The 26,514-nt window shown below is 73.3% G+C and carries 18 protein-coding genes; 2 read left to right on the top strand and 16 right to left on the bottom strand.

Annotated features, from left to right (window positions below; translation table 11 throughout):
* Window positions 1-75: 75 nt before the first annotated feature.
* The 15 genes from ACMTAK_RS07350 to ACMTAK_RS07280 form a co-directional block, all read right to left on the bottom strand.
* Entirely contained in the window at window positions 76-1,248 is a 1,173-nt protein-coding gene (locus ACMTAK_RS07350) for an anhydro-N-acetylmuramic acid kinase (RefSeq protein ID WP_413805424.1), read from the bottom strand.
* A complete protein-coding gene (locus tag ACMTAK_RS07345) occupies window positions 1,239-2,621 on the bottom strand; it encodes an MFS transporter (RefSeq protein ID WP_413805423.1) in 1,383 nt (460 codons plus the stop codon). The genes ACMTAK_RS07350 and ACMTAK_RS07345 overlap by 10 nt, the downstream gene beginning before the upstream one ends.
* A 161-nt stretch (window positions 2,622-2,782) precedes the next feature.
* Complete coding sequence (locus tag ACMTAK_RS07340; RefSeq protein ID WP_413805422.1) at window positions 2,783-4,039, bottom strand: cellulase-like family protein; 1,257 nt, start codon at window positions 4,037-4,039, stop codon at window positions 2,783-2,785.
* Window positions 4,040-4,260: 221 nt separating this feature from the next.
* Entirely contained in the window at window positions 4,261-4,551 is a 291-nt protein-coding gene (locus ACMTAK_RS07335; RefSeq protein ID WP_413805421.1) for a DUF1876 domain-containing protein, read from the bottom strand.
* Between the two features lie 103 nt (window positions 4,552-4,654).
* Window positions 4,655-5,269 carry an Rv1733c family protein gene (locus ACMTAK_RS07330; protein WP_413805420.1) on the bottom strand — a complete coding sequence of 205 codons (615 nt, stop codon included), beginning with the start codon at window positions 5,267-5,269 and terminating at the stop codon, window positions 4,655-4,657.
* A 54-nt stretch (window positions 5,270-5,323) separates the two neighbouring features.
* Window positions 5,324-5,821, bottom strand: a complete 498-nt coding sequence (locus ACMTAK_RS07325) for a carboxymuconolactone decarboxylase family protein (RefSeq protein WP_413104678.1) — start codon at window positions 5,819-5,821, stop codon at window positions 5,324-5,326.
* A gap of 76 nt (window positions 5,822-5,897) precedes the next feature.
* Window positions 5,898-6,731: an aminotransferase class IV gene (locus ACMTAK_RS07320; RefSeq protein WP_413805419.1), complete on the bottom strand. Its 834-nt coding sequence runs from the start codon at window positions 6,729-6,731 to the stop codon at window positions 5,898-5,900.
* A gap of 153 nt (window positions 6,732-6,884) precedes the next feature.
* Entirely contained in the window at window positions 6,885-8,102 is a 1,218-nt protein-coding gene (locus ACMTAK_RS07315; protein WP_413812818.1) for an FAD-dependent monooxygenase, read from the bottom strand.
* Window position 8,103: 1 nt separating this feature from the next.
* Window positions 8,104-9,693, bottom strand: coding sequence for a class I adenylate-forming enzyme family protein (locus ACMTAK_RS07310; RefSeq protein ID WP_413805418.1), 1,590 nt, complete (start codon window positions 9,691-9,693; stop codon window positions 8,104-8,106).
* Window positions 9,694-9,767: 74 nt separating this feature from the next.
* Window positions 9,768-11,360, bottom strand: a complete 1,593-nt coding sequence (locus tag ACMTAK_RS07305; RefSeq protein WP_413812817.1) for an AMP-binding protein — start codon at window positions 11,358-11,360, stop codon at window positions 9,768-9,770.
* Window positions 11,361-11,386: 26 nt separating this feature from the next.
* The gene (pabB, locus tag ACMTAK_RS07300; protein ID WP_413805417.1) at window positions 11,387-13,729 is read right to left on the bottom strand and encodes an aminodeoxychorismate synthase component I; all 2,343 of its coding nucleotides are present in this window, start codon (window positions 13,727-13,729) and stop codon (window positions 11,387-11,389) included.
* Between the two features lie 77 nt (window positions 13,730-13,806).
* Entirely contained in the window at window positions 13,807-14,403 is a 597-nt protein-coding gene (locus ACMTAK_RS07295; RefSeq protein ID WP_413805416.1) for a hypothetical protein, read from the bottom strand.
* Between the two features lie 308 nt (window positions 14,404-14,711).
* Window positions 14,712-15,998, bottom strand: a complete 1,287-nt coding sequence (gene rocD / locus ACMTAK_RS07290; RefSeq protein ID WP_413805415.1) for an ornithine--oxo-acid transaminase — start codon at window positions 15,996-15,998, stop codon at window positions 14,712-14,714.
* On the bottom strand, window positions 15,998-16,807 hold the full coding sequence (gene ddaH / locus ACMTAK_RS07285; protein WP_413805414.1) for a dimethylargininase: 810 nt from the start codon (window positions 16,805-16,807) through the stop codon (window positions 15,998-16,000). Before ddaH ends, rocD begins: the two co-directional genes overlap by 1 nt.
* Window positions 16,808-16,940: 133 nt before the next feature.
* Window positions 16,941-17,432: an Lrp/AsnC family transcriptional regulator gene (locus ACMTAK_RS07280; protein WP_020866202.1), complete on the bottom strand. Its 492-nt coding sequence runs from the start codon at window positions 17,430-17,432 to the stop codon at window positions 16,941-16,943.
* 524 nt (window positions 17,433-17,956) lie between these two features.
* Between ACMTAK_RS07280 and ACMTAK_RS07275 the strand changes: the two genes are divergently transcribed.
* Together ACMTAK_RS07275 and ACMTAK_RS07270 are read left to right on the top strand one after the other, a co-directional pair.
* The gene (locus ACMTAK_RS07275) at window positions 17,957-19,303 is read left to right on the top strand and encodes a beta-ketoacyl synthase N-terminal-like domain-containing protein (RefSeq protein ID WP_413805413.1); all 1,347 of its coding nucleotides are present in this window, start codon (window positions 17,957-17,959) and stop codon (window positions 19,301-19,303) included.
* Between the two features lie 83 nt (window positions 19,304-19,386).
* On the top strand, window positions 19,387-25,755 hold the full coding sequence (locus tag ACMTAK_RS07270) for an SDR family NAD(P)-dependent oxidoreductase (protein ID WP_413805412.1): 6,369 nt from the start codon (window positions 19,387-19,389) through the stop codon (window positions 25,753-25,755).
* Between the two features lie 38 nt (window positions 25,756-25,793).
* On the opposite strand, the gene ACMTAK_RS07265 is transcribed toward ACMTAK_RS07270, so the two are convergent.
* The gene (locus tag ACMTAK_RS07265) at window positions 25,794-26,477 is read right to left on the bottom strand and encodes a DUF4232 domain-containing protein (protein ID WP_413805411.1); all 684 of its coding nucleotides are present in this window, start codon (window positions 26,475-26,477) and stop codon (window positions 25,794-25,796) included.
* Window positions 26,478-26,514: the final 37 nt, after the last annotated feature.

The following is a 26,514-nucleotide window of genomic DNA, read 5'->3' as shown; positions in this document are numbered from 1 at the left end:
ACGTACTCCGAGTGCGGGCGGCGCCGACATCCCTTTCCCCCTGAGGTTTCTCCGGCCGCGAGGCGCCGCCCCCGCTCAGCGGGGGAAGATCTCCAGCCGGGTGGGCGCGGGCCGCCCCGGCGCGGGCAGACCGAGGCCGCGGCGCCCCGGGGTGATCGACCCCAGCACGCTGGCATGGCGGGCACCGGTGCAGCTCGGCACCGTACCGGCCAGCCCATGGGCGGTCAGGAAGGCGAGGACGGCGAAGGCGTACGCCTCCTTCGCCGCCGCCGGAAGGCCGAGATCGTCGGAGGTCCGCAGCGCGATGGGGCCCAGCTCCCGGCGCAACGCCCCCATCAGGGTGGGGTTACGGGTGCCGCCGCCCGAGGCGATCACCTCGGTGGCATGCACCGTCCGTACGGCGTCGGCCACGGTGCGGGCCGTCAGCTCGGTGACGGTGGCGACCACGTCATCGTCCGGCACCGGGCCCGTGGCGGCCAGGGCGGCGCGCAGATAGGACGCGTGGAACAGCTCCTTGCCCGTCGTCTTGGGCGCGGGCAGCGCGTAGTACGGCTCGGCCAGCAGCCGCTCCAGCAGCGGCTCGTGGACGGTGCCGCGCGCCGCCATGGCGCCGTCCGCGTCATGGTCGAGCCGCCCGCCCGTCAGATCGCCGACCGCCGCGTCGATGAGCGCGTTCGCCGGGCCGGTGTCGAAGGCCAGCGGCTCCCCGGCGCCGGAGACCACCGTGATGTTGGCGATCCCGCCCAGGTTCAGGGCGGCGCACACACCGGGCCGCCCGCGCAGCCACAGGGCGTCCACCAGGCTGACCAGGGGAGCGCCCTGGCCGCCCGCGGCCACATCGCGGGTGCGCAGATCGGAGACCACCGGGCGGCCGGTGGCCTCGGCGATCCAGGCGGGCCGGCCGAGCTGGAGCGTCCCGTGCACCCGCCCGCCCTCGGCCCAGTGGTACACCGTCTGGCCATGGGAGCCGATGAGGTCCGTACGCCCCTCGCACAGCTCCCGGTCGGCGCGGACCGCGAGCGCGGCGAACGCCTGGCCGATGCGGGTGTCGAGCGCGCACACGTCCCGCATGGTGGTGGCCGCCGGGGGCAGCGCGGCGCGCAGCGCCGACCGCAGCGCCTCCGGATACGCCTCGCTGACCAGCCCCAGCGGGGCCAGCACCACGGTGTCGCCGTCGAGCACCAGATCGGCCGCCGCGGCGTCCACCGCGTCATGGGACGTGCCCGACATCAGTCCGATCACCCGCATGGTGTCTCCTCCTCCCGCTCGGCCCCCGTCGTGGGCCGCGCCGCGTCGGGCAGCGCGCCGCGGTGGTTCTCCCCGCGCAGGGTGAACAGGGCGACCACGCTGATGGCGCAGGTCGCCGTCACGTAGTAGGCCGGGATGTCGACCTCGCCGGTGTGCTTGATCACCTCGGTGATGATGAGCCCGGCGCATCCGGAGAACACCGCGTTGGACAGCGCGTACGCCAGCCCCAGACCCGTGTAGCGGACCCGGGTCGGGAACATCTCGGCGAGCATGGCCGGACCGGGCCCCGCCATCAGGCCCACCACCGCGCCCGCCACGAAGACCGCCGCCCCCTGGACCCATGCCGGACTGCCCGGATCCTGGAGGACATTGAGCAGCGGGAAGGCCAGCACCGCCACCAGCGCGGCCCCGGTCAGCATCACCGGCCGCCGCCCGATCCGGTCGCTGAGCAGCCCCGCCGGGAGGATGGAGAGCGCGAAGCCCGCGTTGGCCACCACCGTGGCGACCAGCGCCTGCTGGAAGGTGGCGTTCAAAGTGGCCTGGAGATACGAGGGCATGACGACCAGAAAGGTGTAACCGGCCGCCGCCCAGCCCATGATGCGGGCGGCCCCCATGACGATCGCCCCGGCCACCTCACGGGGGTCCGCCACCCGCTCCGGCCCGGCGGCTGACGCCGTGCCGGTGGCCCCGTCCGCCGCCGCGCGGAAGAAGGGGGTCTCCTCCAGCCTCAGCCGCAGCCACAGGGCCACCAGCCCGATCGGCAGGGTCAGCAGGAACGGCAGCCGCCACCCCCAGTCGCCCAGCGACTCCGCGCTCATCACGGTGGCCAGCACCGCCGCCACCCCGGCCCCGGCCAGCAGCCCCAGCGCCACGGTGAACGACTGCCACGCCCCGTACAGCCCGCGGCGGCCCGGCGGAGCGAACTCCGTCATGATCGACACCGCACCGCCGAACTCCCCGCCCGCGGAGAGACCTTGGAGGATCCGCAACAGGGTGAGCAGCCAGGGCGCGGCCGCGCCCAGCGTGTCGTACGTGGGCAGCGCCCCGATGAGCGTCGTGGCGCCGGTCATCAGCAGCAGCACCGTGATCAGCGTGGGCCGGCGGCCGATCCGGTCGCCGACCCGGCCGAAGACGGCGGCGCCGATGGGGCGGAAGAAGAACGCGATCCCGAAGGAGGCGTAGGTCTTGACCAGGCCCTCGAGCTCGTTGCCGCCGTGCGGGGTGAAGAAGTTCGCGGCGATGATCGTCGCGAAGAAGCCGTAGACACCGAACTCGTACCACTCGATGAAGTTGCCGACCGAACCGGCCACCAGCGCACGGCGCGGGGCCCGCCCGGCGACACGCTCGCTGGGATCCGCTGGGGACGTCGTCACATCCGGACCCTTTCAGCCGTCACCGCCAAGGGGATGTGATGTCCGTACCCGTCAGGGAGCGTGGTTACCGGTGCGAGCGCGGCTCCAGCGGCGCTCGAGGTCCGGGCAGATCCCTTACGGCCCCGGGGCGCCGGTCAACGCGGTGCGGTACGGGACCGCCCTCAGCCGCGCAGCACCGCGTTGCACTCCCGCTGCAGCGCGATGTCCTGCCACATCGGGTGCTGGGGCGCCGCGTTGGAGCACACCACCGCGCCCCACGCGCCCACCCGTGCCGACTCCTCGACGGCGCGGCGGCAGAACGCGGCCCCCACCGGGCCCTCCTCGAAGGTCCCGTGCAGCGGGGTGTAGCCGATCCAGCCCTCGCCGAAGACCAGTGGGACCCCGCTCGCGGCCGCCCAGTCCGCGGCCGCCTCGATCCAGGTGACCAGCCGCTGGTCCATCGCCAGCCGGTGCACGGCGTAGCGGTCGTACAGCCAGGCGTCCCAGCGGTCGGGGTCGCACCAGTCGTGGACGTAGATCTCCCGGGGGCCGACCGTGGTGGCCTCCAGCCGCCAGCGATCGCCGGGCGGCGGGGCCCAGTCGGCCAGATCGGGGGCGCCGGGGCGCAGCAGCTCCCGGCGGACCGCCTCCTGAGGGAAGGGGCGGGCGCGATCGCGGACGGCGAAGGTGGTCAGCAGCTCGTCCAGCACCCCGTAGACATAGGGGTGGAAGACCGCCACATCCACCCCGCGGGGGATCCCGCGCAGCGAACCGACCGGCACCTTGGCGTAGTTGACCGTGACCGGCCGGTTGGGGTGGCGCTCCTTGAACCGGGCGATGCCCCGCTCCAGCCGAGGCCGCAGGGCGACGACCTTGTCCGCACCGTCCAGCCCTTCGGTGAGCCGGCTGCCCTGGACCTCGTTGTGCAGCTCGGTGAAGGCGATCCGGTCGTCCAGACCGTGGATCACCAGGAAGTCGATCAGATCGGCCAGCGCGTCCGCGAGCGCCTCGGCGCGCCGCTCGGGATCGACGGCCATCAGCGCGTCGAACCAGGCGCGGTCCTCGCCGAACGACGGGCTCTGCTGGTACTCCCAGCTGGAGAGGATGACGAAGCAGTCATGGCGCAGAGCCGCCTCGAACAGCTCGCGCAGCCACGCCCGTCCGTCGATCTCGCCCCCGCCGCCCACGTCGTACCAGCGCATCCGCTGCCCGTACGCGCCGCCCAGCGACGACGGCCGCAGCTTGGTCGTATCGAGCCGGGAGCCGAAGAGCAGGAACGGCATGGCGCAGACGCGCACCGTGTTGTAGCCGCGGGCCACGGCGTCCCCGAAGGCGCGGTCGAGATCGGCGAAGGGCTCATCCGGGCCGGTGCGGGTGTACCAGCTGAAGTCCCAGAGTGAGATGGTCAGTTTGTCCGGCAGATGCGGCGACAGCGTCACAGGGGGCTCCCCGCGGTCGGCGGCTCGGCGATGACAGAGATGAGAGATCGGTTCATCGTCCGGGGGTGCCAACGGGCTGTCAAGATGTATTCATAAATAATGGCCAGTGCTGGGGCTGGTCTGGTTTCCACCTTCTTCATCCGGTACGGCGGGTGCCGGAGGCCGTCCGGGACCGTGACGCGACCCGTACGGCGGTCGCGCCGACTATCGGGGGTGGTCCCTCAGGCGATCCAGCCGTAGCCGGGCCGTGGTCTGCGCGAGGCCGGGGGCGCGTCCACGCCCTCCAGGTCGTGCTCGGCGGCCCGCACCAGCTGCTGGGCCAGGTCGCTGAGCGCCCGCCCGGCCGCGAGCTCATCGCCGATCACGGGCACGTCCTCGTCGTCCGGGTTGCACCGGGCCAGTCCTCGGCCGGTGAGCGCCGTTGACCCGGTGTCCAGCTCCACCCGCGCCCTGGTCCGCCCCTGGTCCTCGGAGAGATAGAGATGGACCTTCCACTCCACTGTGTGCGACATGGTCTGCTCCTCACCTTCTGGCGGCACCTTCTGGCCGCACCTTCTGGTGGCCGCTTCTGGCGCCAGAAGCGGCCGGCCCCCGCGGCGGCGGCCGGAGCCCCGCTCAGCGGCGGTTCCTGCCGGACCACGCGGGCTCCACCACCTTCCACTCTGCCTCCCAGCGCGCGTAACGCCTGCGGTCCAGGGCCCGCCGGACCCGGGCCCGGCCCGTGAACGCGAGCACGGCCACCGTCGCCGCGGTGATACAGCCGGTGAACCAGCCCATGGTCCGCGCGGTCGACGGGGAGGAGGGCGGCTGCGCCAGGGCGCCCTCGCGGTTCACCCAGACCCGTACCCGGTCCCCCGCGTCGCCGTCGCCCGCCACCGTGGCGGTGCCGGTATGGCGCTCACCGTCATCCGCGACCCAGCGCACCCTCGCCTGCCGCGGCTCCCGCACATCGCTGTGGGCCGGGCCGGGGGTGGCATCGGCGAGCCGTGCGGTGATCTGGTGCCGGGCCGAGGTCTCGGCGGCCACGACGCGCATCTGGGAGGCGTGTGCCGCGTACCCCGCGCTGATCGCGGCGGCCGGCAGCCCGACCACGAGGATCAGCGCGAACAGCACGGTGCACCAGGTCTGGATCCGGTCCGTCCGGCGGCGCAGCGGGTTGGGCCCCCTGGCCGGGCGCTTGAGCAGAGGCGGACGCGGCCCGAATACGCGTCGCGGTCCGTGGGTGTTCATGGTCTGGCCTCCAGCGGGTGCTGACGCCGGCGCGCGGTCGCGCGGGCGTCGGGGTCAGGTGCGCGGGGCGGGCTGATAGGCGCCGGGCACCATCCGCGCGCTGATCGCCGTGCGGTTGTAGGCGTTGATCACGACGGCGGCCCAGATCACGGCCGCCACCTGCGGTTCGTCGAAGACCTCGCGGACGGACGCGTAGACCTCGTCCGGCACATGGCCGTCCTGGATCGAGGTCACCGCCTCGGTCAGCGCGAGCGCGGCCCGCTCCCGCTCGGTAAAGAACGGGGTCTCCCGCCAGGCGGCGAGGGTGTGGATCCGCTGCTCGGTCTCGCCCTGGGCGCGGGCGTCCTTGGTGTGCATGTCCAGGCAGAACGCGCAGCCGTTGAGCTGCGAGGCGCGGATCCTGACCAGTTCCAGCAGCTCGGGCTCGACCCCCGCCGCCCGGGCGGCCCGCACCGCCGCCCGGTGCAGCTCGCCCATCGCGGCGGAGACCTCGGGGGCGAGGCCCTTCAGATCCAGCCGGGCGGTGGTGCGGGCCGGGGTGGTCGTCGTCATCGGTGAACTCCGTTCGTCGCGGTCAGTCGCGGTCAGTCGCGGTCAAGGGGGTCGGGGCCATCAGGGCTCGGGGCAGTCAGGGGACCGGGGCGGTCAGGGGATCGGGAACGCCGTCGAGCCAGGTCTGCCAGGAGGCGGCGCGCAGCGCCGGGCCCGCCCGTAGCGGGCGTCCCAGCCACGCGGTCACCGGGCGGATCCCGTGCACCGCGTTGACCAGCCACACCTCACGGCCGTCCAGCTCCTGCACGGTGCGGCGGCGGTGCTCGGTGCGGACGCCCAGCTCGGCCGCCCGGTCCTGGATCAGGGTCGCGGTCACGCCCGCCAGCAGCGGAAGCTCCGGGGGCGGCAGGCACAGCACGTCGTCCTCCCACCACAGGACGCTCGCCCCCGTGCCCTCGAGCACCAGACCGGAGGGGGTGGTGAGCAGCAGCTCCTGCGCGCCGCGGGCCGCCGCCCGGTCCCGAAGATGCGCGAGGAGGGAGAGGTCGGGGCCGGTGCGGCGGGGATGCGACCGCGGGTCGAACTCCTCGGTCAGGCATACGGTCACATTGACCGTTCGCGGCGGCGCGGGCCGGACCCGCAGGAACAGCCGGGCCGGTTCGGGACCGGCCAGCTCGACCCGGGGGAACCAGCGCTCGGTGCGGGGCAGAGCGGCGATCGCGTCGCGCCAGAAGCTCTCGATCCGGGCGGGGGAGTCGCCGCTCGCCTCGACACACGCGGCGACGAACCGGCGGCGGTGGTGGTCGAGCCCGCGTACCCGCCCGTCGTCGATCAGCCAGGAGTCGGCGGCCAGCAGCGCGCTGTCCGGCACCGCCCGGGAGGGCATCAGCCCGCCGTCCTCGCGCCACATCAGCGTCCACTGCTTCTGGTCCGACGCGTCGGCGTGACCGATGTTCTGTGTGGCGACCATGTCCGCTTCCACGTCTCCGTCCCGATGCGCTCGACGTTCCCGATGTGCTCGATGTGCTCGATGTCCGATGCCGCGCTGCCCCGATGACCCACGTCCGCGTTCCGTTGTTCCGTTGTCCGGCCGGGTTCCTGGCCGCGCTCGCCGGATTGCCGGTCAATAGCCGCGCGCCGGGCCGCCCCGGGGGCCGTAGGGCGCGCGTTCCAGCCACTCCCCGCAGCGGGGGACCACCGGGGACAGGGCGGCCGCCGCGCGCTGGGTCGCCCGCTTCCACGGCCGGGGCCGCAGATGGTCCAGGGCCGCCCCGGCGGCCTCGCTGTTGTAGAGGGCCGCGCTCCGGCGGGCGGAGGCGTACCCGGCCACCGTCGCGGGTCCCCGCGATGGCTCGGAGCATGCCGCCGCGACCGCCTCCGCCGCCGCGACCGCGTCCGCGATCCCGCTGTTCATCCCGCGGGCCCCGAAGGGCGGGAAGAGATGCGCCGCCTCGCCCGCGAGCAGCACCCGGCCGGACGGATCCGCGAACGACGCGGCGACCTTGCGCAGGAAGTGGTATCGCGACACCCACAGCACCCGGTGGGCGCAGTCCTCGCCCACCAGCCGGGGCAGCCAGCGGCGCAGCGCCTTCTCGGTGCCGAAGGACTCCGGCGGATCGTCCGCGCGGCACTGCAGATCGATCTGGAAGCCCCCGGTGAACGGCACCCGCAGCACGGTGCGGCCGCCGGTACCGGGGTGCTCGTAGTGGAAGACCCGCTCGACCGGCAGCTCCCCGCCGGGCGGATCCGCCACGTCCACGACCACGTGATAGCCGTCGGACCGGGTGCCCTCCAGCGGGATGCCCAGCGCCTTGCGCACCCCGGATCGGGCCCCGTCGGCGGCGATGACATGGCCGGCCGTCCAGCTCCCGCCGGCCCTGTCGGTCACCGTCACCCCGTCGCCGTCCGCGCGTACCCCGTCCACCTCGGCGTCGAAGCGGAACTCCACGCCCGCCTCCGCACACGCCTCGTGGAGGAACCGCTCGGTGTCCACCTGACGCAGGCTGGTGAACGCGGGCAGGGCCGCGGCGGCACCGTCCCCGGAGGACCGCGGAAAGGTCTGTGCGAACACCTCGCGGCCGCGGTAGAGGGTGCGCCGGGTGCGCCAGGTGGTTCCGTACGCCGCGATCCGCGCGCCCAGTCCCGGGCGGGCCCGCTCCAGCAGCCGCAGTGACCTCCGGTGGACGAACAGCGCGCGGCTCCCGGGGCGCACCCGGTCCCGCGCCCCGGCCTCCAGCACCAGGACCGGCAGCCCGGCGGCGCGCAGGGTGAGCGCCGCCGTCATCCCGACCGGCCCGGCGCCCACCACCAGAACCGGCCCGCCGCCCTTGCCCGCCGCCATGTCAGCCACCGACCGGTGTGGTGGACAGGGTGGGCAGCTGACCCGCGGCGAGCTGCCGGGCGATCTCCAGCCGCTTGATCTTCCAGGTGGCGGTGCGCGGCAGATCCTCGAAGCGGCACTGCACCGGCTCGGCCAGCGCCGGAAGATCCTCGGTCGCCCGCCGCCAGCTGTCGGGGTCCAGCGGCTCGTTCCCCCGGGTGCACACCACCGGTACCGGTTCGCGCCCGGGACCATGGACGATGATCACTTCCCGGAGGTCGGCGAATCGTGACAGCAACTCGTCCTCCACCTCCAGTGTGCTGTCCACGGTGGAGATCTGGTCCACCTCGCGGTCCAGCAGATACAGCGCGCCCCACCGGTCGCGGTAGCCCATGTCGCCCATCCGCCACCAGCCCCGGTCCACCTGCCGGGCGTAACTCTCCGGTGCGCCGAGATAGGTGAGGATCCGGCCGCGGGTGCGGGCCTCGATGGCCCCCGTCGCACCCGGCGGGCACTTGCGGCCCCGCTCGTCCACCACCCGGATCCGGGTGAACCCGGGGATTCCGGTGCCCACCCGCCGTGCCTCCACCCGGTCCGCGCCCCGCCGGGTGTACCAGCCGAAGGCGACGGGCCCGGTCTCGCTCTGCCCGTACAGCTGCATGAGCCGGGGGTCGCGGCGCCGGGACGCGGTGAGCAGCCGCCGCACCGTACGGGGGTGGATGGCGTCGAAGGTGGAGCCGTACGCCCGGACGTTGGACAGCGGGCCGTTCGGCGCGTCGGCCAGCTCCTCCCACAGCACATAGGTGTTGGGATGCGTCTCCACGATGCCGGGGCGGTGCGCCGTCAGCAGTGGACCGGCGTGGGCCGGGTCGGGGTCGACGAGCAGCAGCAGCGGGCTGCCGAAGTGCAGCAGCACGCCCAGCAGATGGTAGAAGCGGGAGTGGACGAACGACATGTGCAGCGCGGCCGCCTCCCCGCGGGTGGCCCGGCCCAGCGCCTGCTGGGGCACCAGCCGGTTCCACATGGCGTGCGGGCAGTGCACGGCCAGCTTCGGTATCCCGGTGGTCCCCGAGCTGTGGGTGATCAGCGAGGGCTCCCGGGGGTGGAGCCGGATGGCCGGGCGGCGCGCCACCCCGGCGAGCGCGGCCAGCGCGATGGCGTTCCCGGGCGCCTCGTCCACCGTCAGCACGCCCCGGGCCAGGGTGGTGTCCACCGTGCTCAGCGTGGACTCCAGTGTCGCCCGGTCGGTGATCAGCCAGGGGGCGTGCAGCCGGTCCAGCAGCACCGCGGCCGCCTGTCCGTCCAGCGAGGGCGACAGCAGCGCCGGGACCGCGCCGATCCTGGAGACGGCACAGGTCAGCAGCACGATGTCGACGTTGTCGCCCTTGAGGATCGCCACATGCTCACTCGGGCGCACCCCCGCCGACCACAGCCGGGCGGCCAGGTCGTCGACCAGATCGGCCAGTTCGGTGTAGCCGAGGTCGGTACCGGCGCCGGGGGCGACGTCCAGTGGCCGGTCCAGGGTCACCCTGACCCGGCCGTGCCGGGCCGCGGCCTCCTGGAACATCAGCCCCAGATAGAACCCGCGCTCGGGGAGAAGCCGCTGCAACATATCGAGGTCCTCATCGTTCGAAGTCGGTCAGGGGGCCGCGCGCTCGGCCGCGGCCGGCAAGCCGGTTTGACCCGTCACCAGCGGCCCGTACGGACGACATGGCGCCGCAGCTTCCCCGTCGGGGTGCGCGGCAGCGAGGCCACCAGGCGCACGGTGCGCGGCGCCTTGTAGGCGGCGAGCCGCCGCCGGGCCAGCGCGATCAGATCGGCCGTCAGCTTCTCCTCGTCCACCGCCGGGCCGTCCGGGCGGCCCTTGCCGCGCCGCGGGTTGCCAGAGCCGTCCCGGCCGTCCGTATCGTCCGTCCGGCCACCCGCGTCGGCCGCCGGTACGACATAGGCGCGCAGCCGGGTCGCGCCCCGCTCGTCGGGGACGGCCGCCACCGCCACCTCCCGCACCGACGGGTGCTGCCGCAGCACCTCCTCGACCTCCAACGGCGACACGGTGATCCCGCCGACCATCTCCAGGTCGTCCACCCGGCCCAGATGGCGATAGGTCCCGTCGCGCCCGCGCCGGGCCCGGTCCCGGGTGGCGAGCCAACCGCCGTCCTCCGGGCGGCCGGTGACCACCGTCGGGCCCCGCACCCACAGCTCGCCCTCGGCCGAGCCGTCGGCGCCGTCCGCCACCACCGCGCCCTCGCCGTCCCGTAGCTCCAGCTCGAAGCGGGGCACCGGACGGCCGAGGGTGCCGGGGACGTTGTCCCACACCGTGTTGGCGCAGAAGGCGTGGCCCGCCTCGGTGGAGCCGATCTGCTCCAGCACCGGCGCGCCGAGCAGCTCACCGACCCGCTCACCGAGGGCGGGCGGCAGCCCCTCGCCCGCGCTGACCGCGGCGCGGACGGAGGTGAAGCAGGCCGAGTGGCCGGTGCCGCGCTCGTCCACCAGGGCGGCGTACGAGGACGGCACCGAGTACAGCAGGGTCACCCGGTGCCGGGCCACGAGGTCGTCGATGAGGGCAGGTCCGGGGCGGTCCGCGGTGAGCACCGCGGCCGACCCCGAGAAGAGGGGGAAGGCGAAGGCGTTCCCGAAGCCGTAGGCGTAGAACAGCTTGGACACCGAGAACGACACGTCCGCCGGGCCGATGTCCAGCACCTCCTGCCCGACCAGGTCGTGATAGGCGGCCACATCGCCATGGCTGTGGACCACCGCCTTGGGGCGGCCGGTGGTTCCGGAGGTGTACTGGACGTACAGCGCAGTGGCGGCCGTCACCGGCTCCGCCGCCGGGGACGGGACCGCCGAGCCCAGCGTGGCGGGCGGACCGGTCAGGGCCGACAACTGGTCGGCGCCGAGCCAGGGGACGCCGTCGAAGTGGTCCTGGAGACCGGGGCCGGAGACGGCCAGCGCGGCACGCGAGTCCTCGGCCATGAAGCGGTGGTCGTCGGCGGTGAGCGCGGGGTTGACCAGCACCGCCACGGCGCCCAGCCGGGCGACGGCCAGAAACGTGGTCACCCACATGACGCCGTCCGGTAACGCCAGCAGCACCCGGTCACCGGCCGCCACCCCCCGTCCCGCCAGCACGGTGGCCGCGCGCTCGGCGCGGTCGTGGACCTCGCCGTGGGTCCAGACCCGGTGGCCCTCGAGAAAGGCGGCCCGGCCGGACCAGCCGCGGCGGTCCGCGAGCGCCGCGAGATGCGCGGCCACATTGGCCGAGACGGTGGGCCCGACGGGCATGGGCGGGGCGGACACCGATACGGCGGTCACCGGCCGAGCTCCTTCGCCGCGGGGGCGGGCGGTGCCGCGGCGGCGGCCACCAGCAGATCGCCGATCTCCCCGGCGGACGCGGGCTCTCCTCCGGACACGGGCTCCACGGCCTGGTAGGCGCGCATGGTGGCGGCGGTCTTCAGCAGCATCTCCTCGTACTCCTCGGCCGGATCGGAATCGAGAACGATGGCGCCGCCCGCGCCGATGTGCATCCGGCCGCCGGTGAACACGGCCGTGCGGATGACGATGTTGAGGTCGGCCGCGCCGTTGCAGCTGAGGTAGCCGAGCGCGCCGGAGTACACACCGCGGGCCTCGGTCTCCAGCGAGTCGATGATCTCCAGGGTGCGCAGCTTGGGCGCGCCGGTCATGGAGCCGCCCGGGAAACAGGCCCGGACGCAGTCGACGGAGGTGGTCTCCGGGCGCAGCCGGCCGCGCACGGTGGAGACCAGCTGGTGCACGGTGGCGTAGGTCTCGGTGTTCATCAGCCGCGGCACGTACACACTGCCCGACGCGCACACCCGCCCCAGGTCGTTGCGGAGCAGATCCACGATCATCAGGTTCTCGGCGCGGGCCTTGGGGCTGGAGGCGAGGGCGGCCAGCGCCCGCGCGTCCTTCTCCGGGTGCTGGCCGCGCGGGGCGGTGCCCTTGATGGGCTTGGCCTCGGCGGTGCCGTCGGGGGTGATGCGCAGAAAGCGCTCGGGGGAGGCGCAGGCCACATCGGTGCCGTCGAACCGCAGATAGGCGGCGTACGGTGCCGGGTTGAACCGCCGCAGGGCCCGGTAGAAGGCGTAGGAGTCGCTGGGGGCGGGCAGCCAGGCGGAGTTGGTCAGGCAGATCTCATAGCTCACCCCGGCCCGCAGCTCCCGCAGACACGCCTCGATCGAGGCCAGATACCGCTCCCGGTCCCGCACCAGCCAGGGCTCCACGGCGGCCGTGGTGGCGAGGGCGGGCGGTTGCGGGGCGGGTCCGGTGAGCGTCGGCACCCCGCTGAGCACGGTCACGGTGGTGTCCAGCCAGTCCTTCGCCTCCCGGTGGCCGTCGGGGGTGTCCTCGGTGAGGCAGCAGATGTAGGTGACGCCCTCCTGGTGGTCGACGGCGACGAACCGGTCGGCGAAGAGCCAGCAGGCGTCCGGGGTGGTGGCCCGGTGGCGGTTGGGGGAGCCGCAGTCGGCCTTGAGTTCGTAGCCGAAGTAGCCCACATAGCCGCCGGTGAAGTCGAAAGGCAGCTCGGGGGCCTTGATCCGGCGGCGGGTCAGCTCCCGCTTGAGGTAGTCGAAGACGCCGCCCTCGACCCGGACGGCGGGCCGTCCCGCCCGCTCGACCTCGCACACGCCGGTGTCGGTGTCGTAGCGGACGAACTCGGCGAGCGGGCCCGTGCCGTCCCCGAGGAAGGAGAACCGGGCCTCGCCGGACTCGGCGCGCGAGCTGTCGAGCCAGAACGCGTGCGGCGCCTCGGCGTACAGCCGGGTGAAGGCCGCCTCGGTGTCGGTGGCGTCGGCCAGCCACCGGGCGTGCAGCCGGTAGCCGGGGCCCTCCGGGGGTGGCTCCGCCGGAGCCTCGTTCTCGGGAGCGGGCCGGGCCAGTTCGGTTCGGGGGTCCGCCGCGGGGATGGGCGGGGAGTCCGGCGCGGTGGCCGTCCTGGCCGCTTTCGCGGCTTTGGAGGCGGTACGGGCGTGGCGCGGCTCCTCGGCGGAGGCGGGGGCCACGGTGGAGGCGGGGGCGACGGTGGAGGTCACCGACTCGCCGTTGGCGTGCTCAACGGTCAGATCGTGGAAGTTGCTGAGCATGCGGTGGCCGTATCCGGTCAGCACCGACTCCGGGTGGAACTGGACGCCCCACAGTGGCCGGGCCCGGTGCCGCAGCCCCATCAGCACACCGTCCTCGGACCAGGCGATGCCCTGGAGGCCCAGCGGCAGCGGCTCGGCCACGCACAGCGAGTGATAGCGCACGGCCGTGAAGTCCTGCGGAAGGCCGCGGAACAGCCCGCGCCCGCCGTGTTTGATCCGGGACAGATGCCCGTGCTTGGGCTCGGGCGCGGACACCACCCGCGCCTGGGCGCCGAGCGCGATCCCCTGGTGGCCCAGGCACACCCCCAGCACGGGGATGGACGACCGCTCGATCAGCCGGGCGGTGGCGCCGAAGTCCCGGGGGTCCGCCGGATGGCCGGGGCCGGGGGAGAGCACGATGTTGTCGAACGCGGAGAGATCGATGTCCGCGCACTCCGGCGCGTCATGCAGAAGCACCTCCGGTTCCTCGCCGTTGACCTCGGTCAGCAGATGAAAGAGGTTGTACGTGTACGAGTCGTAATGATCGACGAGGAGTGTCCTCAGCGATTCCATCCGGATTTGCCTCCTTGCGATGAGAAAACCGACCGGGTATCACCCGCCCCGGTCCTCGGGCGCGGCGTCCCGCTCACCTACCGGCGAGCGCGAGGGCCGTCGGCCGCCATCCGCCTGTGACGTCCTCGTATCGACTGAAGCGGTGGGTAGAGCCACTTCTTCAGAAGCCGCTGCAGCCGCGGCATGACCAGCCAGGTCACCATCGCGGTCACACCGAGACACAAAGCCAGGGTCCGCAGCAGGAAATTGGCGTCCTTGATGAACGGGATCACCAGCACATTGAAGATGAGAACCGGGGGGAAGACCGCGCTCAGATTCACCAGCCACAGCTTCCATTTGGGCGGTGGCGGCAGTGGCCGCACCGGCCCTTTGAACCAGTTCTCCAGTCCCGAGGTGCGCTGTGTTCCCTTTTCCTCGACGAAGGGCCCGGTACGGGACGCCAATCGTGCCCGCTCCAGCGAGGAATCCCATGCCCGAGCCGGGCCGTCCGCCTCGAACCGGTAGAGGACGTGCCACTCCGAGGAGGCCGAACCGGATCCCATCACCCCGCCTCCGAGATATCCCGGAAGGCTTGCCGCGGCATTGAGCATCTCGATCGCCCAGGCATAGAACTCGCTTTCGCGGCCGGGGTCCACCCGGTATGCGGCAGTCACCGTGACCGGCTCACTGTCCACTCCAGCCGCAACTCCTTTCCGTGCCGTTACCTTCGCCTGTTGTGCCCGGCGAGATGACACGAAGTGTTCCACACCGTGCGATCGGGAACAGTGGAATGCTCAACAACGTACATAAAAACCCGGAAAGGCCGCCGTGACCTGGGCGTTACCTACGGTTCGAGGTTCTGACAGGACCGCGGCGGGGTCGCCGATAAAGAATCTCCGAGCGCGATTGAACATGATGAAGCGCCGGGCCGTATGAAACGTAATGCGGCCCGGCGCTTCGTGGTCCCGATCAATCGATCAGCTCGATCGGCTGCGTCCCTCGATCAGCGGAGTACCTTCTCCAGCGCCGCCAGCGCCCCCTCCAACTCCGCGCGGGTGATGGTCAGCGGCGGTGCCAGGCGGATCGTCGAGCCATGGGTGTCCTTGACCAGGATCCCCTCGGCCATCAGCCGCTCGCTCACCTCACGGCCGGTGCCGAGCGCGGGGTCCACATCGACGCCCGCCCACAGCCCGCGGCAGCGGTAGCCCACGACGCCCTTGCCGGTCAGCGCGGCCAGTCCATCCCGCAGCACCTCGCCCAACTCCCGTGCCCGGCGCTGGAATTCGCCGGTGCGCAGCAGATCGACCACGGCCGAGCCGACCGCCGCGGCCAGCGGATTGCCGCCGAACGTGGAGCCGTGCTCGCCGGGGCGCAGCACCCCGAGCACCGCACGGTCGGCCACCACCGCCGACACCGGCACGATGCCGCCGCCCAGCGCCTTGCCGAGCAGCAGCACATCCGGCATCACCGACTCGTGCTCGACGGCCAGCGTGGTGCCGGTGCGGCCCAGACCGGACTGGATCTCATCGGCGATGAACAGCGTCCCGGTGCGCCGGGTCAGCTCGCGCACCCCGCGCAGATAGCCGTCATCGGGGATGACGACGCCCGCCTCGCCCTGGATGGGCTCGATGAGGACCGCCGCCGTGGTCTCGTCGACGGCGGCCTCCAGCGCCGCGAGGTCGTTGTACGGCACGACGCGGAAGCCCGGGGCGAACGGGCCGAAGCCGTCGCGGGCCACGGGGTCGGTGGAGAATCCGACGATCGTCGTCGTGCGGCCGTGGAAGTTGTCGGCCGCCACCACGATGGTGGCCTGGTCCGGGGCGACGCCCTTCACCTCGTACGCCCACTTGCGGGCGACCTTGATGGCGCTCTCCACCGCCTCCGCGCCGGTGTTCATCGGCAGCACCATGGAGAGCCCGGTGAGCTCCGCCACCCCCTCGGCGAACCCGGCCAGCCGGTCGTTGTGGAAGGCCCGGGAGGTCAGCGTGAGCTGGTCGAGCTGGCGGTGGGCGGCCTCGATAAGCGCCGGGTGGCGGTGGCCGAAGTTGAGGGCGGAGTACCCGGCCAGCATGTCCAGATAGCGGCGCCCCTCGACGTCCCGGACCCAAGCGCCCTCGGCGCCGGCGACGACCACGGGCAGCGGGTGGTAGTTGTGCGCGAGCGAGGTCTCCTCGGCGCGGATCAGCTCCCGCGAGGAGCGAGCCGCGCCGTTGGCCACGGCCGCGCCGGAACCGGAGGCGGTGGCACCGGGGGCGGTGGAGTCGGACGCGATGGGGGTGGTGGCGGTCATCAGCGGATCTCCTGTGTGCAGCACTTGATGCCCCCGCCGGCCTTGTGCAGTTCCGACAGGTCGACGGGGACGGGAACGTAACCGCGATCGGTGAGCTGGTCGATGAGCCCGGTGGCCTGGGGCGCGACGAAGACATGGCGGCCGTCGGAGACGGAGTTGAGCCCGAAGGCCATGGCGTCGTCGCGGGTGGCGATCAGGGCGTCGGGGTAGAGCCGCCCCAGCACCTCACGGCTGCCGGGGGAGAACGCCTCCGGGTAGTAGGCGATGTTCCGGTCGTCGAGGACGAACAGCGCGGTGTCCAGGTGGTAGAAGTACGGGTCCACCAGCAGCAGGCTGATGGTCGGCGTCCCGAAGAACTCCTGCACCTCCTGATGGGCCGCCCGGGTGGTCCGGAAGCCGGTGCCCGCCAGGACATAGGGCCCGGCCGGCACCAGGTCGCCCTCGCCCTCGCACACCGATTCCGGCGGATGGACGTCGAATCCCGCCGCCTTGAACCACCGTTCGTAGGCGAGCTGTTCCGGCCGGCGCTGCGGTGCGTGGAATCGCGAGCCGAAGACCCGGCCCTCGAGGACGAGGGCCGAGTTCGCCGCGAACACCATGTCCGGCAGTCCCGCCACCGGTTCGATGAATTCGACCCGATGACCGTGGTCGCGGTAGGCGCGGATCAGCGTCTCCCATTGCGTCTGGGCGAGGTCGGTGTCGACCTCGGTGTCCTCACGCATCCAGGGATTGATGGCATACCGCACATCGAAATATCTGGGGTCACAGGTCAGGAAGCGCCTGGGGCGCGGCACACGCGTAAGGGGCAACGGAGGATTCCTCTCGCTTCCGCGGGCGACCGGGGGATGAATCAACGGTAGAAAGCGGAAGAGAGGGGAGACAAGGAAAGAAAACTGCGCGTCGGCGCACCGATGCTGCGTGCCGCGGCCGGTTCGCGGCGGATCATTGCGTCGCGGTCGCGGGAGGGGCCGCGCCGGCCTCCGCACTGCCCGTGAGCAGGTGCGACAGCACCATGTAGCTGATCGTCTGGCGGACGAAGGGCTCGGCCCGGATGCGCTCCAGCACCTCCTCGAAATGCTCCACATCGGTGGCCATGACATGCAGCAGGGCGTCCGCGCCGCCGGTCACCGTCATGGCCGCGATGATCTCCGGATAGTTGCGCACGACCTCCGCGAGGCGCCGGGGCGGCGCGGCGCTGTCGCAGTACACCTCGACATATGCCTCGGTCCGCCAGCCGAGGGCGGCCGGGCGCACGGTGGTGGTGAAGCCGGTGATCACATCGGTCTCCCGCATCCGGTCGACGCGGCGCTTGACCGCGGAGGCCGAGAGCCCGATCGCGGCGCCGATCTCCGTGAAGCTGGTCCTGGCGTTGGCGACCAGCGCCGCAACGATTTTGCGGTCCAGATCGTCGAACGGTACGGACTGATGTGTCATCATCTATCACCCTTTGCGTCTTTCGCCCCCAGTGTGCAGGAGCCTCTTCCCTGCGCTCAAAAACCGCCCCGTACTCAGTGAGTGCCTGAGGCGTCTTTTTCTCTACGCTCTTTCAGAAAGATTCCACAAGAGGGGGCGTGAACCGGGGCACGAGCCCCCTTTTCTCCGGGGTCGCGCGGCATGGGCTCCGGGGGTACAAGGGCGGTGCGCCGGAACGGTCGAATCCACCCGCGGTGATACGACACCACCTACCGGACCCTGCCCCTCCAGGCGTAGCGTCAGCTATTCACCTGTCCTTTCCGAACGATGAGCGGCTCTCCCGACGGAGACGACTCACCATCCAACGGGGAAAGGCTTCGAGTACGTCCAACGCCGCGCCGTACGCGCCGAATTCACCATGAACCGATTCCGGAACACCGGCGGTCACACCGTGCATTCGGCGACTCGCCGTACCGGCGGCCCCGTACTCCGGTGTGAGCGAAAGGGACCACCGTCATGACCCTCCTCAGATCCGGCAGGGCCTCGTGAGCCCGCGCCGGCACCCACCCCGGCCGGCCCCCGGGGGCCCGGGAAACCCACGGGACACCGTCGTCACCGGGCTGGGTTTCTGCCTCCCGGGCGGCGCCGGACCCGTCTTCACCGCGGCCCAGGTGTGGGACATCGCCTCCCACGGCCGTACCGTCCTCGGCCGGCACGGCATCCACTACGGCTCGGTGCGCCTCAGTGCCGAGCAGTTCGCCGAACGCCTCCCCGACATCCCCGAATTCTTCTCCCGCCACTACACCAACGCCCACCGCTACGGCCTGGTCTCCCTCGTCGAGGCGTGTGCCGACGCGGAACTGGACGTGACCGCCGGTGATCTGGGCGAGGCGGCCGTGCTCGTCGGCCGAGGCGGCGTGGACGCCAATGTCGACAGCTATGTCACCCTGCTCGGCGCCGATCCCGACTCCGCCACCCCCCTCGACGCCGTGGAGCTGCTCGTCGCGACCGAACAGGCCGTTTCGCCGTCCGATGTCGTCCTCGTCCAGGGAGCCCTGGCCCGGACCGTCGGTCCCTGCTTCACCGTGTCCTGCGGCTGCGCGTCCGCCGCCGTGCAGATCGGCAACGCCCGTCGGCTCATCGCGGCCGACGAGACCGATCTCGCGCTGGTGACCGGCGTCGACGTCTTCAATGTCGGCCTGATCCAGAAGAGCCAGCGGCTGCTGCGCGGCGCCCAGCACGCCCACGGCGCGACGGACGCCGTCGGAATGCCCGATCTGCTGCCCTCCTTGGACTCCCTGATGCGTCCCTACGACCGGCGAGCGGACTGCGTCAACCACGGCGAGGGATCCGCCACCGTGATCCTGGAGAGCCGGGAGCACGCCCAACGGCGGGGTGCCCACATCTACGGCCAGGTGCTCGCCACCGCCCTGACCCGCGACGGCCTGGCCAACCCGCTCGCCGCCGACGACTCCGGCGCCCAACTGATCAGGGCCGTCCGCCTGTGCACGGGCGACCGTTGGGGGATCGAGCAGTTGCCGTACATCAACGGCGCGAGTGACGGCGACCCGGTCGTCACCGCCCTGGAGGCCAACACCGTCCGCGAGCTCTACGGCGCCGACCCCACGGTGCTGATGTCCTCCCAGGCAGGATGTTTCGGCCACCTCGGATCGGCCTCGGGCTGCCTCGACCTCGCCCTGACCCTGATGATGATGGAGTACGGCGAGGTGTGCCCCACCGCCAACTGCGAACAACCCGCCGACGGGCTCCCCTTCGACCCGGTCCCCGGCACCCGCACCCGTCCCCTCGACTTCGACCACGCGCTCAGCTTCAACTACCAGATCGGTGGCGTGAAGCACGCGATGCTGCTGGGCGGCCCGGACGCCACCTGAGTCCGTTCAACCCCGCGGCGATCTCCACCTCACGGCCCCTCACGGCCCCCACCCCGGGCCGAGCACCACCCACGGAGACCCCGATGCGTCAGCACACTCCTGTCCCCGGCCGTTCCCCCGGCCGCATCGCCATCGTCGGCATGGGCTGCCGGCTCCCCGGTGACACCGACTCGCCCGCCGCCCTGTGGCGGCTGCTGGCCGACGGACGCGACGCCGTCGGCGAACCGCCCGCCGAGCGTGCCGCGCTCTGGGCGGCCGACCCCGCCACGACCGCCCGGCCCGCGTCCGCACCGCCCGTACGCGGCGGATATCTGCGCGATGTGTCCGGCTTCGACGCCGACTTCTTCGGCGTCTCCGGACGCGAGGCCGATGTCCTCGACCCCCAGCACCGACTGCTGCTCGAAGTGTCCTGGGAGGCCCTGGAACACGCCGGAATGCCACCCGACCGGCTCGGCTCCACCGCCACCGGCGTCTTCGCCGGGGTCAGCTACAACGACTACATGAACCGGCTCGACCGACGCCCCCGGGAACGGGAGGTCGAGGGCTCCGTCCTGACCAACGGGCACTGCGTCGCCACCGGCCGGATCTCCTACCTCCTGGGCCTCCATGGCCCGTCGGTGGCCCTGGACACCGCGTGCTCCTCCTCCCTGGTCGCCATCCACCTGGCCGCCCAGGCGCTGCGCGCCGGGGAATGCGAACTGGCCCTGGCCGGTGGGGTGACGCTGATGTTCGAGCCGCGGACCACCCGCTCGTTCGACCAGATGGGCATGCTCTCGCACACCGGCCACTGCCACGCCTTCGACGCCGCCGCCGACGGCTTCGTCCGCGGCGAGGGCTGCGGCATCGTCGTCCTCAAACGCCTCACCGACGCGCTGCGCGACGGGGACCGGATCCTGGCCGTACTGCGCGGCTCGGCCGTCAACCAGGACGGCCACTCCGACGGGCTCGCCGCGCCCTCGGCCGCCGCCCAGCGCGCCCTGTACGAGGAGGCGCTCGGCCGCGCCGGGGTGGACCCCGCCGACGTCGGCATGGTCGAGGCCCACGGCACCGGCACCCCCGTCGGCGACCCGGTCGAATTCACCAGCCTCGCGCAGGTCTACGGGACCGGCCGCGACCGCTGCGCCCTGGCCTCGGCCAAGACCAACCTGGGCCATCTGGAGCCCGCCGCCGGTGTCACCGGGCTGATCAAGGCCGTGCTGTGCCTGGGCCATGGACAGATCCCGCCCAATCTGCACTTCACCCGGTGGAATCCCGCCATCACCGCCGAGGGAACCCGCTTCTTCATCCCCCGCGAGCTCACCCACTGGCCGGTGCGGACCGGTCCCCGGCTGGCCGCCGTGTCCTCCTTCGGCTTCTCCGGGACCAACGCCCATATGGTCCTGGAACAGCCGCCCGCACCCGCGCCCCGCCCCACACCGCCACGGCCCCGGCCCGCCACCCGCGCCGTTCCGCAGGTGTTCCTGGTCCCGGCGGGCTCCCCGGCCGTGCTGCCCGGCGCCGCCCGCCGGATGGCGGACTGGCTGGAGGGCGACGGCGCGGACACCCCGCTGCGCGACATCGCCCACACCCTGGCGTTGCGCCGTGGCACCGGTCGCGGGCGGCTCGGCGTCATCACCGACTCGCGCGCCGAACTCGTGGGCTCCTTGAGGGCGTTCGCCGACGGTCAGGCCCACCCCGCCGTGGTGAGCGGGGCCGTGGGCGCCGCGGTCTCCCGCCGGCCGGTCTGGGTGTTCTCCGGACAGGGTTCCCAGTGGCCCGGCATGGGACGGCGGCTGCTGGAGACCGAACCGGTCTTCGCCGAGGCGCTCGCCGAGGCCGACGCCCTCATCGCCGCCGAGTCCGGCTTCTCGGTGCTCGACATCGTCCGCCGCGGCGCGCCGGTGACCGGCTGCGGCCGGGTGCAGCCCGTGCTGTTCGCCCTCCAGACCGCGCTCGCCGCCACCTGGCGCGCCCACGGCGTGGAGCCCGCCGGGGTCATCGGCCACTCCATGGGCGAGGTCGCCGCCGCCGTGGTGGCCGGGGCGCTCTCCCTCGCCGACGGGGCCAAGGTGATCTGCCGCCGCTCCGCGCTGCTCACCCGCGTCGCCGGAAACGGTGCCATGGCCACGGTGGGCCTCGGCGCCGACGAGGTGCAGGCCGAACTCGACAGCGGCGGCGCCGCCGAAGCCGTCACCGTGGCCGTGATGGCCGCGCCCGGCTCCACCGTGGTGGCCGGGGACACCGCACACATCGAACGGCTCGTCGCCGGCTGGCAGGCCCGCTCCGTCCCCGCCGCGCCGATCGCCGTGGACGTCGCCTCGCACTCGCCCCAGGTGGACCCGCTCCTGGCCGATCTGCGCACGGCCCTCGCCGACCTCGAACCCCGCCGCCCGGAGGTGCCCTTCTACACCACCGTCCTGGACGATCCGCACACCCCGCCCGCCTTCGACGCCGACTACTGGTGCGCCAATCTGCGCCACCCGGTCCGGTTCTCCGCGGCCGTCGCCGCCGCCGCGGCCGACCGCCACCTGGTGTATGTCGAGATCTCACCCCACCCGGTCATCACCCACCCCGTCCTGGCCGGTCTCGCCGGTCTGGTGGAGGACCCCGTCGTCCTGCCCACACTCCGCCGCGAGGCGGACGAGCCGACCACCTTCCGGACCCATCTGGCCGCGCTGCACTGCGCGGGCGTCCCCGTCGACTGGTCCGTGCTGTACGCGGACGCCGCACTCGCCGACGTACCGCCCATCACCTTCGACCGCACCCGCCACTGGGCCGACGCCCCGCTCCCCGCCCCCGCCGACGCGGTCTCGGCCGGTGCGCTGCCCGGCGCGCACCTCGAGGTGCCCGGCGAACCCGTCCGCCACTTCTGGCGCGCCCGCACCGGCACCGCGGCCCTGCCCTGGCTCGACGACCACCGGGTGCACGGCGCCCCCGTCCTGCCCGGCGCGGCCTCCTACGCCCTCGCGCTCACCGCCGCCTGCGAGGCGTTCGGCGCCGGGCCCGAGGAGGTCGAGGTCACCGATCTGCACTTCCGTGAACTGCTGCGGCTCGCGGACCACACCGACCTGTCCACCACGGTGACCCTCGCCGCCGCCGACCGCGCCGAATGCGAGATCTTCGGACGCGACGAGGACGGCGCCTGGGTGCGGCAGGCCACCGCGGTGCTCCGCAGACTCGCCGTACCGCCCCGGTCCCGCGCCGCCTCCGTCCGTACGCTCGCCCTGCGCCATCCCGCGCCCATCGAGGCGGAAGCGCTGTACGCCAATCTGCGGGCCCGGGGCGTGGCACACGGCCCGGCGTTCCAGGGCATAACCGAGGTGTCCGCCTCCCGCCACGGCAACAGCTTCTGGGCCCGGGTGCGGGTCCCCGAGGCCGCCCGCGAGCCCGGACACGGGCTGCGTGTCCACCCCGTCCTGGTCGACCTGTGCGCCCAACTCCTCATCGCCGGACTGCTCGACGAGGGCGACCGGCGGCTGCTGCTGCCCGCGCGGATGCGATGCGTACGCGTCCTCGGCGACCCCGAGACCGCCGTGTACTGCCACGCCCGGCTCGCCGAGAGCACCCCCGGAGCCACCATCGGCCACGTCCGCCTGCTCGACGCGGCCGGCCGGCCGGTCCTGGCCGTCGACGGGCTGCGGATCGTCCACCGGGCCCTGGAGCGTACGGCCGAGGTCGACCAGTGGTTCCTCGAGGTCGGCTGGCGGCGCGCCGCCCGGCCCCCGGCCACCCGGCCCCCGGGGCGGTGGCTGATCGTCGGGGAGGCGGACGGCACCGCCCGCCCGGTGGCCGCCGCCCTGCGCGCCGCCGGTGCCACCGCCCGGGTGTGGGAGGCGCCCCTGGCCGACCAGGGGCTCGACGCGTTCCGCGACGGTCTCACCAACCGGCTCACCCGCCCCGGGGAACGGCCGCGTGCCGTGGTGCTCGTGTGCGGCCCGCACCCCGCCGAGGGCGGCGCGGAGGACGGGCTCTGCCGCACCCGCCGGCTGCTCGCCGCCGCCCAGGCACTCACCGCCCGCTTCCCCGAACCGCCCCGCCTCTACGCCGCCACCTCGGGCGCCCGCACCGTGGCCCCCGGCGACCTGGCCGACCCCGGACAGAGCGCACTCCGCGGACTGCTGCGGGTGCTCGCCCTGGAACACCCCGAGTTGCGGACCACCTCGGTGGACACCGACCCGGCCGCCCCGGACCAACGCGCGGAGACCCTCGCCGCCGAACTCCTCGCCGACGGCCCCGAGGACGAGATCGCGCTGCGCGACGGAGCCCGCTACACCGCCGAACTGGACCACGCGCCCCTCACCGACACCGAGCGCACCACCGCCGCCGCCCGCACCGTGCGCTGCGGCACCGACGGCTTCCGGCTGCGCGCCGGCCGCCTCGGCGACCTCGGCAGCCTGGAGCTCACCACCAACGCCCGCCGCCCGCCCGGACCCGGTGAGGTGGAACTGCGGGTGCTGGCCGCGGGGCTGAACTTCCGTGACGTCCTCACCGCCATGGGCCTGCTCCCCGGCGACGAGGACATCCGCTACCGGCTCGGCTTCGAATGCGCGGGCGAGGTGAGCGCGGTGGGGCCCGGCGTCGACCACCTCCGCGCCGGTGACCGGGTGGTGGCCGCCGATGTGCACGGCGGCGCCTTCGGCTCCTTCACCGTCGTCCCCGCCGACCGCACCGCGCCCCTCCCCGAGGGCCTCGACCCGCACACCGCCGCCGGGCTGCCGATCGCGTTCCTCACCGCCTGGTACGCGCTGCGCCACATCGGCCGGGTGAGCGCGGGGGAGCGGGTGCTGATCCACTCGGCCACCGGCGGCACCGGGCTGGCCGCCATCGCGGTGGCCCGGCTGCTGGGCGCGGAGGTGCTGGCCACGGCGGGCAGTGAGGAGAAGCGGCGCTTCCTGCGGGGGATGGGCATCGCCCGGGTGATGGACTCCCGGTCGCTGGACTTCCGCGACGAGGTCATGGCGGCCACCGGAGGCGAGGGCGTCGACGTGGTGCTCAACTCCCTCTCCGGGGCGGCCATCCGGGCCGGTCTCGAGTGTCTGCGCCCCTTCGGCCGCTTCGTCGAACTCGGCGTCCGGGACATCCTCTCCGACGCCCCGCTCGGACTCGCCCCGCTGCGCCACAACATCACCTTCTCCACCGTGGACCTCAGGGAGCTCCAGCTGGAGCGCCCGCGGGAGTACGCGGCGATGCTGCGCGAGGTGCTCACCGCGATCGGCGAGGGCCGCCTCAAGCCACTGCGCTGCACCACCTATCCGCTCGCGGAGGTCACCGACGCGTTCCGGCAGATGGCCGGCGCCCGCCACATCGGCAAACTCGTGCTGACCATCCCGCAGGAGGGCCAGGTCGACGCGGTGCTGCCCGACGGACCCCGCACGGTGCGGGACGGCGGGACGTACATCGTCACCGGCGGTCTGCGCGGCCTCGGGCTCGCCACCGCCTGCTGGCTGGCCCGCCAGGGCGCGGGCCACCTCGTGCTCAACGGACGGACCGCACCGGTCGGCGCCGCCGCGCGGACGCTCGCCGAACTCTCCGCCGCCGGCACCAGGATCACCGTCGTCACCGGCGACATCGCCCGCCCGGACACGGCCGAGCGGCTGGTGGCCGCCGCCACCTCCGACGAGGGGGAGTCCCCGCACGGCGTCGTCCACTCCGCGATGGTTCTCGACGACGCGGCCGTGGCCAACATCCGCGAGGACCAGCTGCGCCGCGTATGGGCGCCGAAGGCCACCGGGGCGTGGCGGCTGCACCAGGCCACCGAGGGACACCGGCTGGACTGGTTCGTGGTGTACTCCTCGATGGCCTCCCTGCTCGGCAACGCCGGACAGGGCGCCTACGCGGCCGCCAACGCCTGGCTGGACGGCTTCGCCGCCTGGCGCTCGGCACACGGCCTGCCGACCCTCGCGGTCAACTGGGGCCCGTGGGGCGAGACCGGAGTGGCCACCGGCTTCGCCGACCGCGGCTACCGGACCATCCCCACGGAGGAGGGGCTGCGCGCGCTCGGCGCCCTGCTGGCCCATCGGCGGGTGCAGACCGGGGTGATCCCCGGCGAACCGGCCAGCTGGATCCCCGCCACCGGCCGCCGGTCCTCGCTGTTCGCCGGGCTGCTCCCCGGCGACGACGCCCCGGCGGCCGCCCGCGAGGGCACCGACGACATCCGCGCCCGGCTGGCCGCCCTCCCGGCCGGTCCGGCCCGCCGCACCGTGCTGGAGTCCTATCTGACCGAGCACATCCGAGCGGTGCTGCGGCTCAGCGGCACCACCCTCGATCCGCGGACCCCGCTGAAGTCGCTGGGCTTCGACTCGCTGCTCGCCATGGAGCTGCGGGTGCGGCTGGAGACGGGGCTGAGCATCAAGCTCGCGGGCAACTTCGTCTGGCGGCATCCGACCGTGGAGGCCCTGGCCGCCGGGCTCGCCCAGCAGTTGGAGCTCGATCCGGCCGACCGGCCGGAGGAGCGGCTGGGCGCTCCGGGCTGACGGAAGCGCGAGACCTCATCGGTGCCACCGGCGGGCGGCTACGGGCGCGTGCCCGGGCGCTCCGGGGAATCCGGGGCCGGGCGGGCCCAGGCGCTCACACCCAGTTTGCCGGTGGTGCCCAGGTCGACATGGTCGGGCACGGTCTGCGCGTCCTCACCCCCGCCGTTCGGCGCGATCTTCAGATAGCGTCCGTCGGCGGCGGGGCGCGTCACGTCCGTCACCAGATTCCGCCACGCCAGCCGCGCCACCGCCCGTTCACCGGGCTTCAGCCGCACCGGTCCGGTGGCCGTCTCGAAGCCGTCGAGGGTGGCGATGGCCGAGGCCCCGTGGCTGACCGTGACCTCCAGCGGCTCCAGATCCTCGTCCAGTACCTGGACGGACGGATGGCCGCTCACCGTATAGGCGCGCGTGCCGCAGTTCACGAGCTCGATCTGCTGCACCCGCAGCCCCATCGCCGCGTCGGCCTCCGCGGCCCGCAGCAGCACCCCCGAGTCGGGGCAGGCCGCGGGAGCGGTGGGGGCGGGGGTGTCCGGGGTGGCGGTGGGACCCGCAGGGCGGGACGTGGCCTCGTCGGGCACCGCGGCCACTCCCGACGAGGACTGCGTACCGCACGCGGTGAGCAGACCGGCCGCCGCGAGCGAGCCGAGCAGCCGTCTTCGGCGGTGCCGCGCGGCGCTCCGGGAGAGGGGCGCCCGGGGTGTGGTGATCGCATCCGTGTCCATGCGGCTCATCCTGCCCCAAGGCCGGGCGGGATGAGCC

The organism is Streptomyces lacaronensis (assembly GCF_047337785.1).
In the GTDB taxonomy this organism is placed as follows: domain Bacteria; phylum Actinomycetota; class Actinomycetes; order Streptomycetales; family Streptomycetaceae; genus Streptomyces; species Streptomyces lycopersici.
Note: the sequence above shows the minus strand (reverse complement) of the source record. Positions and strands in the feature narration are given on the sequence as shown.